Source organism: Antiquaquibacter oligotrophicus (assembly GCF_020535405.1).
Taxonomy (GTDB): Bacteria; Actinomycetota; Actinomycetes; order Actinomycetales; family Microbacteriaceae; genus Rhodoglobus; species Rhodoglobus oligotrophicus.
Map to the genome: position 1 here is coordinate 1,548,878 of NZ_CP085036.1, position 16,948 is coordinate 1,565,825.

At 66.1% G+C, this 16,948-nt stretch carries 19 protein-coding genes; 10 read left to right on the forward strand and 9 right to left on the reverse strand.

Features of this window, described 5'->3' with window-relative positions; all coding sequences use genetic code 11:
• Nucleotides 1–10 precede the first annotated feature (10 nt).
• From wecB to LH407_RS07735, 4 genes are all read right to left on the reverse strand, one after another.
• Nucleotides 11–1,249, reverse strand: a complete 1,239-nt coding sequence (wecB, locus tag LH407_RS07720) for a non-hydrolyzing UDP-N-acetylglucosamine 2-epimerase (protein WP_322134570.1) — start codon at nt 1,247–1,249, stop codon at nt 11–13.
• Between the two features lie 193 nt (nt 1,250–1,442).
• Nucleotides 1,443–2,489, reverse strand: coding sequence for a sigma-70 family RNA polymerase sigma factor (locus tag LH407_RS07725; RefSeq protein WP_322134569.1), 1,047 nt, complete (start codon nt 2,487–2,489; stop codon nt 1,443–1,445).
• Nucleotides 2,490–2,540: 51 nt separating this feature from the next.
• Nucleotides 2,541–3,236, reverse strand: a complete 696-nt coding sequence (gene nucS, locus LH407_RS07730) for an endonuclease NucS (RefSeq protein ID WP_322134568.1) — start codon at nt 3,234–3,236, stop codon at nt 2,541–2,543.
• A 146-nt stretch (nt 3,237–3,382) separates the two neighbouring features.
• Nucleotides 3,383–3,943, reverse strand: coding sequence for a TetR family transcriptional regulator (locus LH407_RS07735; RefSeq protein ID WP_322134567.1), 561 nt, complete (start codon nt 3,941–3,943; stop codon nt 3,383–3,385).
• A gap of 91 nt (nt 3,944–4,034) precedes the next feature.
• On the opposite strand from LH407_RS07735, the gene LH407_RS07740 reads away from it, so the two are divergent.
• On the forward strand, nt 4,035–4,928 hold the full coding sequence (locus LH407_RS07740) for an NAD-dependent epimerase/dehydratase family protein (RefSeq protein WP_322134566.1): 894 nt from the start codon (nt 4,035–4,037) through the stop codon (nt 4,926–4,928).
• On the forward strand, nt 4,925–5,167 hold the full coding sequence (locus tag LH407_RS07745; protein WP_322134565.1) for a hypothetical protein: 243 nt from the start codon (nt 4,925–4,927) through the stop codon (nt 5,165–5,167). Before LH407_RS07740 ends, LH407_RS07745 begins: the two co-directional genes overlap by 4 nt.
• Nucleotides 5,168–5,301: 134 nt before the next feature.
• On the opposite strand, the gene LH407_RS07750 is transcribed toward LH407_RS07745, so the two are convergent.
• Nucleotides 5,302–5,592, reverse strand: coding sequence for a hypothetical protein (locus tag LH407_RS07750; RefSeq protein WP_322134564.1), 291 nt, complete (start codon nt 5,590–5,592; stop codon nt 5,302–5,304).
• A gap of 258 nt (nt 5,593–5,850) precedes the next feature.
• Nucleotides 5,851–7,089, reverse strand: a complete 1,239-nt coding sequence (locus LH407_RS07755; RefSeq protein ID WP_322134563.1) for an MFS transporter — start codon at nt 7,087–7,089, stop codon at nt 5,851–5,853.
• Between the two features lie 72 nt (nt 7,090–7,161).
• On the opposite strand from LH407_RS07755, the gene LH407_RS07760 reads away from it, so the two are divergent.
• Nucleotides 7,162–8,208, forward strand: a complete 1,047-nt coding sequence (locus LH407_RS07760; RefSeq protein ID WP_322134562.1) for a LacI family DNA-binding transcriptional regulator — start codon at nt 7,162–7,164, stop codon at nt 8,206–8,208.
• Between the two features lie 5 nt (nt 8,209–8,213).
• On the opposite strand, the gene LH407_RS07765 is transcribed toward LH407_RS07760, so the two are convergent.
• The gene (locus LH407_RS07765; RefSeq protein WP_322134561.1) at nt 8,214–9,029 is read right to left on the reverse strand and encodes a M23 family metallopeptidase; all 816 of its coding nucleotides are present in this window, start codon (nt 9,027–9,029) and stop codon (nt 8,214–8,216) included.
• On the reverse strand, nt 9,026–9,556 hold the full coding sequence (locus LH407_RS07770) for an ArsR/SmtB family transcription factor (RefSeq protein WP_322134560.1): 531 nt from the start codon (nt 9,554–9,556) through the stop codon (nt 9,026–9,028). The genes LH407_RS07765 and LH407_RS07770 overlap by 4 nt, the downstream gene beginning before the upstream one ends.
• 118 nt (nt 9,557–9,674) lie before the next feature.
• Between LH407_RS07770 and LH407_RS07775 the strand changes: the two genes are divergently transcribed.
• Complete coding sequence (locus tag LH407_RS07775) at nt 9,675–10,982, forward strand: acyltransferase family protein (RefSeq protein WP_322134559.1); 1,308 nt, start codon at nt 9,675–9,677, stop codon at nt 10,980–10,982.
• On the opposite strand, the gene LH407_RS07780 is transcribed toward LH407_RS07775, so the two are convergent.
• Nucleotides 10,979–11,560, reverse strand: a complete 582-nt coding sequence (locus LH407_RS07780) for a TetR/AcrR family transcriptional regulator (RefSeq protein WP_322134558.1) — start codon at nt 11,558–11,560, stop codon at nt 10,979–10,981. The genes LH407_RS07775 and LH407_RS07780 overlap by 4 nt on opposite strands.
• A gap of 86 nt (nt 11,561–11,646) precedes the next feature.
• Between LH407_RS07780 and LH407_RS07785 the strand changes: the two genes are divergently transcribed.
• Genes LH407_RS07785 through LH407_RS07810 form a run of 6 tightly spaced genes read left to right on the forward strand, consistent with a single transcriptional unit; the run spans nt 11,647 to nt 16,729 of the window.
• A complete protein-coding gene (locus tag LH407_RS07785) occupies nt 11,647–12,123 on the forward strand; it encodes a small multi-drug export protein (RefSeq protein WP_322134557.1) in 477 nt (158 codons plus the stop codon).
• A 20-nt stretch (nt 12,124–12,143) separates the two neighbouring features.
• Nucleotides 12,144–12,365, forward strand: a complete 222-nt coding sequence (locus LH407_RS07790; protein ID WP_322134556.1) for a helix-turn-helix domain-containing protein — start codon at nt 12,144–12,146, stop codon at nt 12,363–12,365.
• Nucleotides 12,355–13,077 carry an ABC transporter ATP-binding protein gene (locus tag LH407_RS07795; protein WP_322134555.1) on the forward strand — a complete coding sequence of 241 codons (723 nt, stop codon included), beginning with the start codon at nt 12,355–12,357 and terminating at the stop codon, nt 13,075–13,077. The genes LH407_RS07790 and LH407_RS07795 overlap by 11 nt, the downstream gene beginning before the upstream one ends.
• Entirely contained in the window at nt 13,074–13,808 is a 735-nt protein-coding gene (locus LH407_RS07800) for an ABC transporter permease (protein ID WP_322134554.1), read from the forward strand. The genes LH407_RS07795 and LH407_RS07800 overlap by 4 nt, the downstream gene beginning before the upstream one ends.
• A gap of 45 nt (nt 13,809–13,853) precedes the next feature.
• Complete coding sequence (locus LH407_RS07805) at nt 13,854–15,824, forward strand: M13 family metallopeptidase (protein WP_322134553.1); 1,971 nt, start codon at nt 13,854–13,856, stop codon at nt 15,822–15,824.
• Nucleotides 15,818–16,729, forward strand: a complete 912-nt coding sequence (locus tag LH407_RS07810; RefSeq protein ID WP_322134552.1) for a serine hydrolase — start codon at nt 15,818–15,820, stop codon at nt 16,727–16,729. The genes LH407_RS07805 and LH407_RS07810 overlap by 7 nt, the downstream gene beginning before the upstream one ends.
• The last annotated feature ends 219 nt before the right edge of the window (nt 16,730–16,948 follow it).

A 16,948-nucleotide genomic window follows, 5' to 3' on the forward strand; every position in this document is an offset into this window, starting at 1 on the left:
TGCTCGCGCCTCACACGAGGCTGTCGGAGGCGTTGCTGCCGGTGACGCTGGTGGTGTGGCTCACGGTTCCCCTGCTCTTGGCCTGCGCGGCACTGAGGCTCGCGTCGGGGGCGCCGCCGAAGTCGGCGATTCTCGAACCGGAACCGAAGAACTCCTGGATCGCCGCGGCCACACGCATCGCGGCGCCGCCGTCACCGTAGGGATTGATGGCGCGAGCCATCTGCGCGTACGCGTCATCGTCGTCGAGCAGGCGAAGGGCGGTGGAGACGATCGTGGCCTCATCGGTTCCGACGAGAACGGATGCTCCGGCCTCCACCCCCTCGGGGCGCTCCGTCGTTTCGCGCGTCACGAGCACAGGTTTGCCGAGGCTCGGGCCCTCCTCCTGCACCCCACCCGAGTCGGTGATCACCAGATGCGAGGCCGCCAGGAGCGACGAGAACTGGTGGTAGTCGAGGGGTTCGACGATCGTCACACGCTCCTGCTCGGGGAGCGACACGTCGAAGGCCTCCCGCACGATCGGATTGCGGTGCAGCGGGATGACCGCGTGCACGTCGCTGCGGGCCGCGACGATCGTGCCGATCGCGCGAGCGGTCGATGCGAGGCCCGACTCCCACGACTCGCGGCGGTGACTGGTCACGAGCAGGATGCGTCGGCCGGAGTCGATCGCCGCCTGCACGTCGGCGTCGAAATCGGCGGGAACATCGGTGGCGTGCAGCAGCGCATCGATAACCGTGTTGCCCGTCACGACGATGCTCGACGGGTCGATGCCCTCGCCCAACAGATTCTCGGCGGCACCGCGAGTGGGCGCAAAGTGCAGTGCGGCGATGTGGCCGATGATGCGCCGGTTACCCTCCTCGGGAAAGGGGGAATCGAGGCGGCCGGAACGCAGCCCAGCCTCGAGGTGGAACACGGGAACTCCGCTGTAGTAGCCGGCGATGGCTGCTGCCGCGGCGGTGGAGGTGTCGCCCTGCACGAGCACGGCATCCGTCGGCGTCTCCGCGAGAACGCGGCCGACCCCGTCGAGTGCGCGGGAGGCGAGAGACGTGAGTGTCTGACCGTGCGCCATGAGGGAGAGGTCGACGCGCGGCTCGATGCCAAAGAGGTTGTTGACCTGGTCGAGCATGGCGCGATGCTGTCCCGTCACCACGACATCGACGTCGACACCCGGCGTCGACTCGAGGGAGGTAATGACGGGGGCGACCTTGATCGCCTCAGGGCGCGTACCGTAGACGACCATCACGCGGGGCACGGGTGGCTCCTCGGCGAGACTCTTGCGGCATTCGCGGCCCCGGAAAAAACTAAGGGGGCCGGTGCCGCCTTGCTGGGGACTCCGCGGCACCGGCCCCTGGTCCCGATCACTCGGGGCTGAAGCAAGGGGCACTTCACCAGACAAGACTCGGAACCCACGTGGCTATGACGCGACTTTCCAAACTTTTTTTGGATCAAGGTGTGACGGAGACCGGGGCGGGCATCGGAGCCCCCGGCGCGGGGTCGAGAGCGCGCGAGAATCCGATGGCGAGACTGCCCACGAGGATGACCGAACCGATGATCGCGACGAGCATCGCGCGCCTACCGACGACCATCGCGAGGGAGAACGTTCCGATGAGGGCGGGAGCCATCGCGTCATTGTGCGCGGCGGTTTCTGCGGCTTCGGGAAGCGACGGAAGGATCGACTCGGCCATTGCCGTCATGGAGGGCTGCGTGAGCGTCTGGAGGTAGCCGACGCCGGCAACCCCGCCGAGGACGAGCGGGATCATGACAAACGCGAGGCGCGACCCGATCTCCTCGATCTCCGCGGAGACCAGGAGGCACTTCGTGCACTCGCCCAGATGGCGCTCGATGCGAGCGGTGTCGCGAGACCCGAGGCTGCGCCGTGCGTATCCGCCCATCTTCGACGTCGCCCACTGGCACTCGTCCGAGTTGCCATCGTCGCCCACGTGAGCCTGAAGCCAGGTCTGGCGGAGGCCCTCGCGAGCACGCAGGGCAAGCGCCGCGACACCGTTGGCCGAAATGCCCATGAGCGGGGCGACCTCGTGGGGGTCCATGCCCTCGATCTCCGTGTACCAGAGCACGGTCTGCCAGCGTTCCGGCAACGCACGGAAGGCCTTGGTGGTGATCGAACGCTCCAGCGCAACGAGCATCTGATCCGATTCGTGACGCGGATCCACCGGGTCTTCGTACAACGGGTCGGTTGCGAGCTTCGCCGCGGCGGCACTGCGCGTCATGGCGACATTGCGGATGACCGAATACAGGTAGGGGCGGAACGCCGACGTCGGCCCCTTGCCGGCGAGCAACTGCTGGTACACCCGCAGGTACGCCTCAGAAATGAGGTCGTCTGGTTCGATGGTGCGCGAGAACTGCTGAGCCGCGCGGTAGGCGGGGCGGTAGTGGCGCTGCCAGAGTTCGCCAAAGGCACGTGTGTCACCAGAGCGGATGCGTTCGATGAGTTCGGCATCCGACGTGACGGTTGCGACGTCAGTCTCGAGCATGAGCCCCCCTCGGAGAATTCTATCGAGCGGGGGGCCGCACGGGAAGGTTTCTCAGAAGAGTCGGCTGTGCGAATCGTCGAGGCCACGCATGGCGTCGTAGTCGAGCACGAGGCATCGGATGCCACGATCCTCGGCGAGCACGCGCGCTTGTGGTTTGATCTCCTGCGCGGCGAAGACCCCGGCCACGGGTGCCAGCAGCGGGTCGCGGTTCATGAGTTCCAGATACCGCGTAAGTTGTTCGACCCCGTCGATGTCGCCGCGACGCTTGATCTCCACCGCGACACTTCGGCCGTCGGCATCCGTTGCGAGGATGTCGACCGGGCCGATCGCGGTCATGTACTCACGGCGCACCAGGCGGTGCCCGTCGCCGAGGAGCTCGATCTGCTCGGCGAGGAGCTTCTGGAGGTGGGCTTCGACGCCGTCCTTCTGCAGCCCCGGGTCGATGCCGAGCTCGTGTTTGCTGTCGTGGAGGATCTCGTGGATGGAGATCACGAGGAGGTCGGCGGTTTTCGCCTGCGCGACCTTCCAGATCTCGGTCACGCCCGCCTCGAGTTGCTCCTCGTCCGGCTCGATAGACGACACCGTGCAGGGCGGGCTCATCCAGTTGAGCGGTTTGTAGCTGAGCGAGTCGGAGTGCACGAGCACACTGCCATCCGCTTTGAGCAGAAGGAGTCGGGTCGCGAGGGGGAGGTGTGCGCTCAGCCGCCCGGCGTAGTCGACCGAGCAGCGGGCGATGACGAGTCTCATTGGTTCAACGCTAGCGGACCCAAATGCAGGAGATTCGGCGCAGGATGCTCGGCCAGCGCGGTTCTGGGGCGCCGGTAGCCCCGAACTCCTGCATTTGGGATCGGGCGGGGTTAGGACAGGTGCGGCTCGCGCGCTCGGGAGCGCACTCAGGGGTGTAGAGAGCGAAGAAGATCGAGTGCTTCGGTGAGGCACTCGTCGAACGGCCTGTCCTCGCCTTCCGCTATCCAGGTGGCGAACGCGAGGGCAAAGGCTCCGTCACCGCTCGTAGCCGCGAGAGCCGCAGTGCGGGGCGGAACGCCGCGGGCCACGAGTCCGGCGGAGAGAGCCTCGGTGAGGCGAATCCGTTTGAGCGACTCGCGCTCGACGAGCGCTGGACTCGACGTGATGATTGCCTGTCGCGCGCGCGAGTGCTCGCGCTTGCCGTCGGGAAAAAACGTCGCGCCCCCGCGAAGTGCGTCCTCGACGAGTGCCATGGGTTGCGTCGCGGGCGACGACTCGAGTGCGTTTACAAAGAGAGCGTTGTACTCCTCTTGAGAGCTGAAAAGCGCTTCGCGCTTGTCCGTGAAGTATCGGAAGAAGGTGCGCTCCGTTACACCCGCCGCCGCAGCGATGTCGCCAACCGTTACGGCGTCGAATCCGCGCTCGGTGAAGAGTGCGATCGCGGCGTGTTTGAGTCGACCCCGTGCATCCTCAGGCCAGCGTCCCATGCGCTCCATGCTACCGGCGAAGTTCCGAGTGATGACAGGTTCTGACATCACGGCGTACAGTGATGTCACACACTGACATGAGGAGAAGCCGATGCGTGTTTTTGTCACGGGCGGAACCGGGTGGATTGGGTCCGCCGCCGTCGAGGAACTTCGGACAAGAGGACACGACGTCCTCGCCCTCGCGAGGACGGAATCGGCGGCGACCGCGCTCGCGGGAAATGGCATGACCGTACTTCGGGGGGATCTCGACGACGCGGAGGCGTTGCGTCGAGGAGCGACGGAGTCGGATGCCGTGCTGCACCTCGCAAACAAGCACGACTGGGCGCATCCGGAGGAATCCAATCGAGCCGAACGTTTCGCGGTAGGCGCCCTCGCCGATGCGCTAGTCGACACCGGAAAAACATTCGTGCTCGCATCCGGCCTGCTCTTTCCCGGCCTCGACCGCCCCGCGCGCGAATCCGACATCAACCCCGCCGTTGGCCCCGAATCGCTGCGAGGGGGAAGCGAGAATCTTGCACTGGAATACGTCGAGCGAGGGGTCGGAACGGTGGCGCTTCGGTTCGCCCCGACCGTGCACGGGCGCGGAGACACGGGATTCGTTGCTCAGCTTGTCGCAGCGGCCAGACGTGCACACTCGTCGGGCTTCGTCGGTGACGGGTCTGCGGCGTGGGCCGCGGTTCACCGTCGGGATGCAGCGCGCCTGATCGCGCTCGCACTCGAGGGCGCCGCGCCCGGCTCCCGAATCCACGCCGTGGCGGAGAGCCGGGTATCGACTCGGGCGATCGCGGAGGCGATCGGGCGCACTCTTGAGGTTCCGACAGTCTCGGTGAACCCTTCCCGAGCCGTCGAGCATTTCGGTTTCGTCGGGAGGTTCTTCTCCGCCGATGTCACCGCGACGAGCGACGCAACACGTGCGCTCCTCGGGTGGACTCCTCGGGATTCGGGTCTCATCGCCGACATCGAGGGCGGGGCGTACAGCGAATGACGCCGCCGCCGCGCTGGAAGTTGGCGATCCTGACCTGGATCGGCGTCTACCCGAGCATCACCGTTCTCCTGGTCGTGCTCGGTCCGTTTCTGTTCGAACTGCCGATCCCCGTCGTCACCCTCGTCCTCTCGGTCACCCTCGTCGCACTCCTGAGCTTCGTGATCATGCCGCTCCTGACGCGAGTTTTCCGCCCCTGGCTCACGCGACGCGCACCAACCGCCGACGCCGATCGCGACTAGCGATCCCAAATACAGGAGATGTGGCGGGGGATGCTCGGCCAGCGCCGTTTAGGCGCATCCGCGGCCCCCGAGTTCCTGTATTTGGGATGTGAGGGAGCGCAAATGTGAACTAAGAAGTGACGAGAGTGCGGAACCTAACGTCGTAGGTCTTCTTCTGTGATGACACCCAATCTCAACGCAATTCCCTGCTGCCTCGCGAGGATAGCGCTGCGGTTGTAGTTCAGAACCATCACGAGCACGAATGACGCGATCAGGGAGATGACGAGCACTCCATACGCTTGGTTGAATCCCGCAGCCAGCGCAGTGATCACCGCCGCGACATAGACGAAAAAGCGCACAACTCCGATCAAATTGAATCTGCCGCGAAGCTGCATGAACTCTGGGTTGGATAGCAGCACTCGGTTTGCTTGCTCAGGGTTGATCACTTCAGCTCCCGCTTCTCGAATCAATGCACGTTATCGAAGCGTACTCATAATTGGATTATCTCTGCGACGGCAGGGTGGGACGAGCCCAGATGTGGAAGCCACGTCAGCGGAGCTGGCCGTGATCATTTCCTTGCACGACGGCCCACCGAATGCCTACCGCATGAAGGTGGGGAGCTGGTGAAGAGGTTTCCTCGACGTGGCGCAGAAAAGGCGCCGGACCGTAAAGTGCGCCGACCTGAGATTTACCCTCTCGCGCTCTTAGCGCGGCAGGTTGGGGTCGGCGAAGGTGTCGGTGCTCGTTGTGGCATCCGCGCGCTCTCGTGCGGCGCTCGCCACAATGCCGCCGGCAACACACAGCACGAGCACCACGAGGAGCGCGTTGAGGATGCCCACGTTCTGGCCGAGCACTCCGATGAGCGGCGGGCCAGCGAGGAAGGCCAGGTAGCCGATCGTCGCGACGGCACTCACGCGTGCGGCGGCCGTCTTGGGGTCGTCGGCCGCGGCCGACATGCCGATCGGGAACCCGAGCGCCGAGCCGAGGCCCCACGCGGCGGCACCGATCGTGGCGATGATCGGGTCGGGGACGATGATCACAACAAGAAGGCCCAGCCCCGCGACGAGGAAGGATGCCCGCAGCACCGGAACACGTCCGAAGCGGTTCAGCAGCACAACCCCTCCGAGGCGGCCCGCGGTCATCGCCGTGACGAAGACACCGAAAACGAGCGCACCGGACGCTTCGGTCACGTGGTGGCCGTCGACCATGGCGATGGTCAGCCAGTCGTTTGCCGAGCCCTCGGCGAAGGCTGCGGCGAGCACAACGAGTCCGATGAGGATGGTGCGCGGGTCGCGCCAGATGGAGAGGCGTCCGCGCCACGTGAGGGAGCTGTCATCCTCTGCGCTGGACTCCGCTTCGCCGGAATCGTTCTGGAGGAACCTGTAGGAGACGAGGGTGACTGTGACCATGATGGCCGCGACGATCGCCATGTGGATGGCGACGGGAAGAGCGACCGCGGCCGCGAGCGCGCCGACCGCGGCTCCGATCATCGTTCCAAAGCTGAAGAACGCGTGGAAGATCGGCATGATCGCTTTGCCGAGCGCACGTTCGTTGGCGGCGCCCGAGACGTTCATCGCAACGTCGGTGATGCCGGCAGCCGAGCCGAAGACGAACAGTCCGATCCAGGCGACCGCGAAGATGCCGAACTGGGCGCCGATGCCTGCCACGGTGATGCCCGTCGAGACGACGATGAGTCCCGCCAGCACGCTCGCGCGCGCGCCGAAGCGCGCGATCAGGTGGCTCGAGAAGAGGAGGCCAACAATTGAGCCGGAGGCGAGCCCGAACATGAGGATGCCCACTTGGTCGAGTTCGATGCCGAGGGCGTCTCGTACCGACGGTAGTCGCGACACCCACGACGCGAGCGCGATGCCGGCGAGGGCGAAAACGGCGAACGTCGCATTACGCCACGCGAGGAGCTGGGGGCGGGCGAAAGTGCTGGTCATGGGCATCCGTCGGTCGTGCGAATTCGCTATCGAATCGATTCGAGCGAATCGATTCGACTAAGCTACCAACCCATGACGACCGAGGCAAGCCGGCCCACCCTCGCGTCCGTGGCCGCGCTCGCGGGCGTCTCGGCCTCGACGGCTTCACTCGCCTTCAGCGGGGCAGGGCCGGTCTCCGGCGCGACCCGCGACCGAGTGCTCGCCGCGGCACGCGAACTCGGCTACGCCGGCCCGGACCCCCGAGCACAGTCGCTGCGACGCGGACGGTCGGGAATCATCGGTGTGGTCATGGAGGATCGCCTGAGTGACGCGTTCCGCGATCCCGTGAACATCGCCATGCTCGACGGGGTCTCGGAAGAACTCGGGATTGCCGGATACTCCCTCCTGCTCCTGACGGACACCGGCGACAACCATGCGACTCTCGCCGCTGCCCCCGTCGACGGTGTCATCATGGTCGGCTGTAGTCGCGAGCTCGACGACCCAGTCACGGCGTTCCGTCAGCGCGGCATCCCCATCGTGGCGATCGAAGCCGATCGAATGGACGGGGTGCTCCACATCGACCTGGACAATCGGGATGCCTCGGCGCGAGCGGCTCGCTACCTCCACGAGCTCGGCCACCGTCGAGTCGCGCTCGTGACCCTGCCGCTCGAGGGAACACACACGATCGGTCCGCTCACCGCGGAGGCCGAGGCGGCGAGCCGCGTTCACACAACCCTTGAGCGCATCCGCGGTGTTCGCGACGTCTTTTCGGAGGCGACGGGTGTTGTTGCCGGTGGCAGCTCTGTCGAGGACGGCCTCGTTGCCGGTCGGATGCTGTTGGCCGGGGACGAGCGGCCCAGTGCCGTGATCGCGCAGAGTGATCTGCTCGCGCTCGGTGTCATCCGTGCTGCCGAGGAGGCGGGACTCGCGGTGCCGGGTGATCTGAGTGTCATCGGCTTCGACGGTGTGCGTATCGAAGGTGCCGGTGACTACGAGCTCACCACGATGGCTCAGCCCTCGGTGGACAAGGGGCGAGCCGCGGGTCGCGCGGCGGTCGACCTCCTCGGTGACGGCGAGGCCGCTCCGGCGTCGTTCACGAGCGAGCTGCGCGTCGGCAACACAACGGCGCCGCCGCGTTAGCGCCCCTATTTGAGATGCTCTCCGTCGGGCGGGAGTGGTTCGCCGCCGAACGTCATCGGTAATCCCTGCCCAGTAAGGGGTGAGCGTCGATCCATGAGCTGTGCATGAACGTGCGGCTCGGTGCTGTTGCCGGAGTTGCCGCACAGGGCGATCACGTCCCCTGCCCGCACCCGATCGCCGACCTTCACGCGGATCGACCCGCGCTGCAGGTGCGCGACGAGGGCGAAAACCCCCGACTCGGCCTCGATGACAAGGTGGTTGCCGACGATGAAGCGCGGCCCGCCGAGTTCACGCGCTGCGCCCTCGACGAACATATAGAGGAGCGCCGGCCAGTTCGATCGGGCGCGGTGGTCCCGCAGACCGTCGGATGCCGTCACGACAACCCCATCGACCATGGCGCGCACCGGTTGCCCGAAGGCGGGGTACTCCGCCGGGGCGCGGAAGGCGCGCCCCGAGGAGAACTGCGGTCGTGCGGTGTCGGGCGACTCCGGGTCGAGCACAAGATCGATCGCGTACGCCTGGCCGTAAGCCCGCACGCCGTGGCTCGGTACCTTCGTGGTTGGGCTGTTCACGGCGAGCCACCTTCCGGTGACGGGCGCCGCGACATCCGTGGGCGGATGCTGCGGCAACAGCCGCCACCCCACCAACGCGAGGATGGCGACCAGCGCCAACCCTCCGATGCCCACACGAATGACGATCGTGGCGACGTCGCCGAGGCCGGGCGCGATGATCCGCAGCGGGATCGTGGCGAGAATCCCGATGACCGCCACAAGGAGGATGGCTCCTCGCACCCGGTAGAGGCCGAGCACGGCGCGCTTCATCGTTCCACCGCCACAAGGCAGGCGAGCAGCGGTACGGCGCGGGCTGCGGGCACCTCGTAGCTGCCTCGCCCGCTCTGCTTCAGCCATCCGGTTGCGAGCAACTGGCGCAGGTGGTGATGCAATTGGCCGGTGGTACCGAGCGACTCGATCGCGGCGAGGCCGGAGGTCGAGGTCGTGCCCGACATGACGTGGCGCAGGAGTTCGAGCCGCACGGGGTGGGCGAGCGCCGCGAACCCCGCAGCCCTCTCGCCCCAGTCGACCTCGAACAGTCCCTCGGTGCCCGCGCCCTGCTGCCATTCGGCGACCGCACCCGTCGGCGTCGTGATGGAGCCGACGATCATTACTGCGCCCTTTTCGGTCGACGGATGCTCGGCCAGGCGCTCGCGCAGCCCGCTGAGCGCCCACAATGCGTCACCGGACGCCGCGGTGGGCGCGCTGCGCTCGTTTCGTGCACCCTCCAGCGCTGCCACGCGGTCGGAGAGCGACGTGATGGCGAGGCGGAGGGCATCCGTATCCTTGTCGATCATGAATCGATACTACGTTTGAACGTAGAAACGTATCAAGCTTTCACACTGATTCCTCTGGCGGGCGAGGAATGGCTGTGGATATCGCCGTGAGTGCGCATCGTTTTCCTAGGCTGGTCGAATGGCACGCACTCCGACGGCGCAGACGGCCGCAGCATCCATCGACCTGTCGAAGCGCGATCTGACCCTCGACCTGGCCCGCGTGTTCTGCGTGCTGCTCGTTGTGGTGATTCACCTGCTCATGGTGGGGGTGGGTGTCGGAGCGGATGGCGAGCTCATCGCGCAGACCCCGACCGAGAGCCCTCTGGGTGCTGCGCCGTGGTTTCCGCTCGCGACCTGGGCTGGTCAGATCATGCCCCTGTTTTTCGTGGTCGGTGGGTTCGCGTCGATCACGGCCTGGCGCAGTCTCACGCGGCGCGGCGGAACGGGCGCCGACTACGTGCGCAACCGGGTACTGCGACTCGCGCAGCCGGCCCTGCCTCTGTACATCTTCTACGCGATCGTGATCGGGGCGGCGATGGTGCTCGCGGTCGCACCCGAGCTCGTAACCCTGGCCGTGCAGGGCGCAGCATCGCCGTTGTGGTTCCTGGCGGCGTACACGCTCTGCCAAGCGCTCGTGCCCTTCATGGTCGGCTGGCATACGCGCGCACCACGAGCGACCGTGGTCGTATTGCTGGCGGGCGCAATCGTGGTGGATGCCGTGCGCTACAGCACCGGCATCCAGCAGATCGGTCTTCTCAACCTCGCTTTTGTGTGGCTTCTCGTGCAGCAGATCGGATTCTGGTACGCCGACGGATGGTTCGGCCGGCGCCCCGCCTGGCAGCTCGTCACCATCGCGGCCATCGCCTATGCCAGCCTCGTCCCACTCACGACGTGGGGTCCGTACTCCGACAACATGCTCACCAACCTCAACCCGCCGACGCTCCCACTCGTCGCGTTGGCCATCGCGCAGGCATGCGTGCTGCGGCTGCTTCGCCCGGCGCTCGCCGCCCTCATGAACACCCATGCCGCACGGGCGGTCGTCTTCCTCGCAGGTACCCGCTTGATGACGATCTACCTGTGGCACCTGCCCGTCATCCTCATCCTCACCGGAGTCACGCTGCTCATCCCGGGTGCCGCGCCCGAGCCGGGAACGGCGGCGTGGTGGTGGTCGCGACCCCTCCTCTATGTGCTGGTGTTGGCCGGCGTCTTCGGGCTCTCGCTCGTGGTCGGTCGTTGGGAGGCACCGCGCGAGGTGATGCCGACACCTCCGACCGCCGTGGTTGTCGTCGCGGCCGTGCTGTCGTTCATACCGTCGTTTCTGGTCATGCAGTTCTTCATGGACTTCGTCATCGCGGTCACGGGGAGCGTGCTGCTCTCGGTGTCCGTGCTGATGCTCGGTCGGTGGGGTCAGCGCGCCAGCGCCGCGGGACAGGGAGCGCCGCTCTAGCCCGTCACGACCGTCGCCACGGCGTCGCCGAGCGTCTCGCGCAACTGGTCACGGGTCGGGCGCGTCTCCGGCACGAGCATGGCGACGGCGAGCCCGTCGATGAGCGCCAGGAGCATTCGAGCGTGGCGGTCTGCGGTGCCCGGGAGCATCGCGCCCTCCTCGTCGAGAATCTCGAGCCACGCAACGGTGCGCACCTGCGCTTGTCGGGTGAACGCCGTCCAGGCGGCTCGCATCTCCGGGGTCGCGCGCTGACGCACCATCGACGCGAAACCCTCGAGCCACGCCTCGAGTGCAGCCTCCGTGGAGTCCGCGGCCTCAAGAAACTGCCACAGGCATTCCAGCAGCCGATCGCGAGGGGGAACGGTCGTGTCGCGAATACGCAGGTCGTGGAGGTTGGCGTCGAAGGCGGCGGTAAACACCGCGTTGTGGAGGTCCCGCTGGCTGGGGAAGTAGTGCCGGAGGGTGCTCGCGCCGATACCCGCGCGTGAGGCTACCGAGCGCACGGTGACGGCGGATGCCCCACCCTCGAGGAACACGAGTCGTGCTGCTTCAACGATCTCGTCGCGGCGTGCGCTCATGGCACCTCCCTTTAGCACAGTGTACTAGCACAGTGTGCTAGTCTCGATGAACCGATAGCACAGTGTACTAACGAGGAGATCCCACCATGCTCGAAGCCCTGCAGAACTTCACCGAAGGCCTCCCGGCCGCCCTCCAGTGGCTCGGCGTGATCCTCCTCGGTGCCATCCCGTTCGTTGAGTCCTACCTCGGCTCCGTTATCGGGGTGCTCGCCGGGCTCTCGCCCTTCGTCGCCATCCCTGCGGCGATTGTCGGCAACATCATCTCCATGCTCGTTTTTGTGTTGTCCGCACACCGCGTGCGCGAGCGGGTGACACGCGACAGCGAGAAGGTGCTCAGCCCGCGGCGGCAGAAGCTCAAAGAGCGGTTCGATCGTTTCGGGGTTCCGGGCGTGAGCCTGCTCGGTCAGTTGGTGCTGCCGAGCCAGATCACCTCGGCTGCGATCGTCTCCTTCGGCGCATCGCGCAATGCGGTCATCCTGTGGCAGACCATCTCGATAGTTCTGTGGGGTGTTGTCTGCGGCACGCTCGCCGCCGTTGGTGTGAACCTCTTCGCTGGCAGGTAGGTGCCGCCTAGGCTGACGTGATGCAGTACGCACTGCCACCACGTCGCCGTGGCCGCCCGCGCCGAGGCGAAAGTCTCGACACTCGCGAGCGGATTCTCGCGGCAGCGGCCCACGAGTTCGGGGAGCTCGGGTACGACGGCGCGACCATGCGCGGTATCGCGGGTCGAGCGAGAGTCGATGCATCCCTCGTCCATCACTATTTCGGCACAAAGGCCGACCTCTTCACACCGCATGATGAATAACGCGGTGAAGGTCGCGGGGCTACGCGTGACGCGCGGACGGGTCGCGGTCTTCGACGGTTTCGACGTGGCCGTGCGACAGGGCGCGATCACGGGACTCCTCGGTCCATCGGGGTGTGGCAAGACCACACTCCTGCGGTCCATCGTCGGAGTTCAGCGCATCGCCGCCGGCACCATCACCGTGCTCGGAGCACCTGCGGGGTCGCGCGCGCTGCGTCGCAGGGTCGCGTATGCCACGCAGGCGGCATCCGTCTACGACGACCTGACGGTGCGGCAGAACCTGCAGTACTTCTCCCGTGTGCTCGGCGCACCCACGGGAGACGTGCAACGTGTCATCGACCAGGTCGAGCTCGGGCCCTACTCCCGCCAGCGAATCGCGTCCCTGAGTGGCGGGCAGCGCAGCAGGGTCTCGCTCGCCACGGCCATGCTCGGTACGCCGGGGTTGCTTGTGCTCGACGAGCCGACCGTCGGACTCGATCCGCTTCTTCGCGAAAACCTGTGGAGCATCTTTCGATCCCTCGCCGACTCCGGCGTCACGGTCATCGTCTCCAGCCACGTCATGGACGAGGCTCTGCGCTGCGACGATCTGATCCTGCTGCGCGATGGAGCGCTCGTAGCCCACACGACACCGGCGGGGCTCCTCGAACAAACAGGCGCGACGAACCCGGATGACGCTTTCCTGACCCTTATCGAACGTGCGGGGCGCGCGGCATGAGCCCCACTGCCACACTCGCGACCGCGGCCAGAGTCCTGCGTCAGCTCTCCCACGACCCACGCTCGATCGCGCTCATGCTCGTGGCGCCGAGCCTGCTTGTCGGACTCTTCGCGTGGCTCTTCGTCGACAACGACGGAGTGTTCCAGAACTTCGGCGGGCCCGTCCTCGCGCTTTTCCCGTTCATCGTGATGTTCCTCATCACGTCGGTCACGACACTCCGGGAGCGGCGCTCGGGCACACTCGAGCGATTGCTCTCCACCCCGCTCGGCAAAGCCGACTTCATCCTCGGCTACGCCATCGCATTCGGGGTCATGGCAACGATTCAGGCCATCGTCACCGTCGCATTCGCGGTCGGGGTGTGCGGCCTCGAGGTCGAGGGTCCGCTGTGGCAACTCGGGCTCGTCGCTGTTCTCGACGCGATCCTCGGCACGGCGCTCGGACTCCTCGCGAGTGCGTTCGCGAACACCGAACTCCAGGCCGTACAGTTCATGCCCGTCCTCGTGTTCCCCCAGATCTTCCTGGGGGGCCTCCTCGTGCCGCGGGACACCATGCCCGATGTGCTCTACGCCATCTCCGACTGGTTGCCCCTGAGTTATGCCATCGACGCGATCACCGCGGTCACCGCAGGCGACGGGGGCTGGGATTTCGCGAAGCCGCTCATCGTGATCGGCGCATTCACGATCGTGTCACTGGCCGTGGCCTCTCTCACGCTCCGCCGCCGCACACCCTGAGCGACTGACAGCGGTCGCGTCGGTTCGGCGAACTAGGATTTCGGCATGAGCGTAGCCTCCGGCATTGACCCCGATGAACTCGAGCCGGGCATCCGCCCGCAGGATGACCTCTTCCGCCACGTGAACGGGCGGTGGATCGATCGCACCGAGATTCCCAGCGACAAGGCCAGGTACGGGTCCTTCTACCTCCTCGCCGAGGAGGCCGAGAAGGCGGTGCGCGACATCATCATCGAGTCCCAGTCGGCAGATCCCGGCACCGAGGCTCGCAAGGTCGGTGACCTCTACGCGAGCTTCATGGACGAGGCGCGTATCCAGGCGCTGGGCGCAGAACCGATCGCGGAGGCCCTCGCATCCGCCGCCGAAGTCTCGAGCATCCCCGATGTGCTCGCGACCCTGGGGCGGCTCGAGCGCGGAGGGGCGTCCGGCTTTTTCGCGGCCTTCGTTGACAACGATCCGGGTCAGCCCGACCGCTACCTCGTTTTCCTCGAACAGTCCGGTCTGGGGCTACCCGACGAGTCGTACTACCGCGAAGACGGCTTCGCCGATATCCGTACCGAGTACGTCCATTTCATCGAGCGGATGCTCACCCTCGTCGATCTGGACGGTGAGGGTGACGACTCCGCCGCCGCACGCGCCAGCCGCATCATGACCCTCGAGACGGAGCTCGCGACCCATCACTGGGACAACGTCACCTCTCGCGACAGCGAGAAAACCTACAACCCCATGCTGTGGCAGAAGGCCAACGACCTCGCCGGTTCCGTCGACCTCGACGTCTGGCTCACCGCGCTCGGCGTCCCGGAGCGTTCGTTCGACGAGGTTGTCGTGCGTCAGCCGAGCTTCCTCAGCGGTCTCGAGTCGGTTCTCCGTGACGACAACCTGGCCGCGCTGCGCGACTGGCTCGCATGGCAGGTTGTGCGCTCCAACGCTCCATATCTCTCGAAGGAGTTCGTCGAGACGAACTTTGGTTTTTACGGCCGCACGCTCACGGGAACCCCGCAGATCCGCGATCGGTGGAAGCGCGGCGTGAGCCTCGTCGAGGGTGCGCTGGGTGAGGCTGTTGGGCGCATTTACGTCGAGCGGCACTTCCCGGAGGCGGCGAAGACCACAATGGACGGCCTCGTCGCCAACCTCGTCGAGGCCTACCGCCAGAGCATCGAGAAACTCGAGTGGATGGGGCCGGCCACACGAGCGCGAGCCCTCGAGAAGCTCGCCAAGTTCACACCCAAGATTGGCTACCCCGTCCGCTGGCGCGACTACTCGAGCCTCGAGATCGACGCGACCGACCTCATCGGCAACATCCGCGCGACCAACGAGTTCGAGTTCCAGCGCGAGCTCGGAAAGATCGGCAAGCCGCTCGATCGCGATGAGTGGTTCATGACGCCGCAGACCATCAACGCGTACTACAACCCAGGGTTCAACGAGATCGTGTTCCCTGCGGCCATCCTGCAGTTCCCCTTCTTCGACGAGACACGGGATGCCGCTGCGAACTACGGTGCGATCGGTGCCGTCATCGGTCACGAGATCGGCCACGGGTTCGACGATCAGGGGTCCAAGTACGACGGCGACGGCAAGCTCACCGACTGGTGGACGCCCGAGGATCGCGCCGCGTTCGAGGAGCGCACGGCATCCCTCATCGAGCAGTACAACGCGCTCGCCCCTCTCCAGGTACCCGACCACCATGTCAACGGCGCGCTCACGATCGGCGAAAACATCGGTGATCTCGGCGGCCTCTCGATCGCATGGAAGGCCTACCTCCTCTCGCTCGGCGGCCAGGAGCCGCCCGTCATCGACGGCTTCACGGGTGCTCAGCGGTTTTTCCTCTCGTGGGCTCAGGCATGGCAGTTGAAGGCGCGAGACGAAGAGGTTGTGCGCCTCTTGACGATCGACCCGCACTCGCCGAGCGAGTTCCGCTGCAATCAGATCGTGCGCAACATCGACGAGTTCTACGACGCCTTCGATGTCAGCGAGTCCGATGCACTGTGGCTCGACCCGAAAGACCGCGTCACCATTTGGTAGAGATCACCCGAGCCCGAGAGCGCAGGGAGCGTCTTCGCACCCCCCGCGCCCCGCAGCATGCCGGCACCGGGGAGCACGAGAACTTCTCCGCCACGTTTGCCGCGCTCGGGCGGCTCGCGTACGAAGGCGCACGAGTATCGGCGAGTGCCGTGGACCTCGCCAGCGGCAAGACTCTTCTCGCCATCGACGATCGCATCGTGCTTCCCACGGCGAGCATCGGCAAGATCCTTCTGCTCATCGAGGTGTCGGCGCGCATCACCCGTCGGGAGTTCTCCGGCTACGGCATTCTCGACAAGACCCCACCCGATGCGGTGGGCGATTCGGGTATTTGGCAGCACCTCCAGGCGCCGTCTCTTCCCATTGCGGACCTCGCTTCGCTCGTGGCATCGACAAGCGACAACCTCGCGACCAATGTGCTCCTGCGGGAGGTTGGTCTCGCGGCCGTCCGGTCGCGCACCGAGTCCCTCGGTCTCATGCGCACGGCGCTCCTCGATCTCGTGCGTGACAGCCGAGGGCCGGATGACGCGCCCCAACTCTCGGTCGGATCGACCACCGAACTGACGTGGCTTTTCGGGGCTCTCGCTCGCAACGAGGTGGTCGATGCGCTCACGAGCCAAAGGGTCCTCGGTTGGCTCTCGTTGAATTGCGACCTGTCCATGGTGGCGAGCGCCTTCGGGCTCGACCCGCTGGCCCATCGTGGCGCAGATCATTCAACACTTCTCGTCAACAAGACGGGAACGGATGCCGGGGTGCGCGCCGAGGCGGGCGCTGTACGCGGCAGCTCGCGATCGGTCGCCTACGCCGTGTCGATCCAATTCAACGATGATTCACTCGCGGCTCGACTGCGTGTTCTCGAGGGGATGCGCACGGTGGGCACCGATCTCCTGGAGTACATCCACCAGTGACCCCCATTCTGGGGTAGGGGTAGCTGTCCCCCGTCCGGGGCAACAACGCGATTGCGGGTTGTCCGCAGAAATGCGGACATGCTAGTTTTGCCCGAGCGACGCGTGCGTGAACCCGAAAAATCACGCACACCCCGACTCGTCGCGGTCGAGCCTTACCCCGATCAGGCCATTTCCTCACCCGAGGCGTTTGATGCTGGGTGCGGCGCGACTCCCCTTACC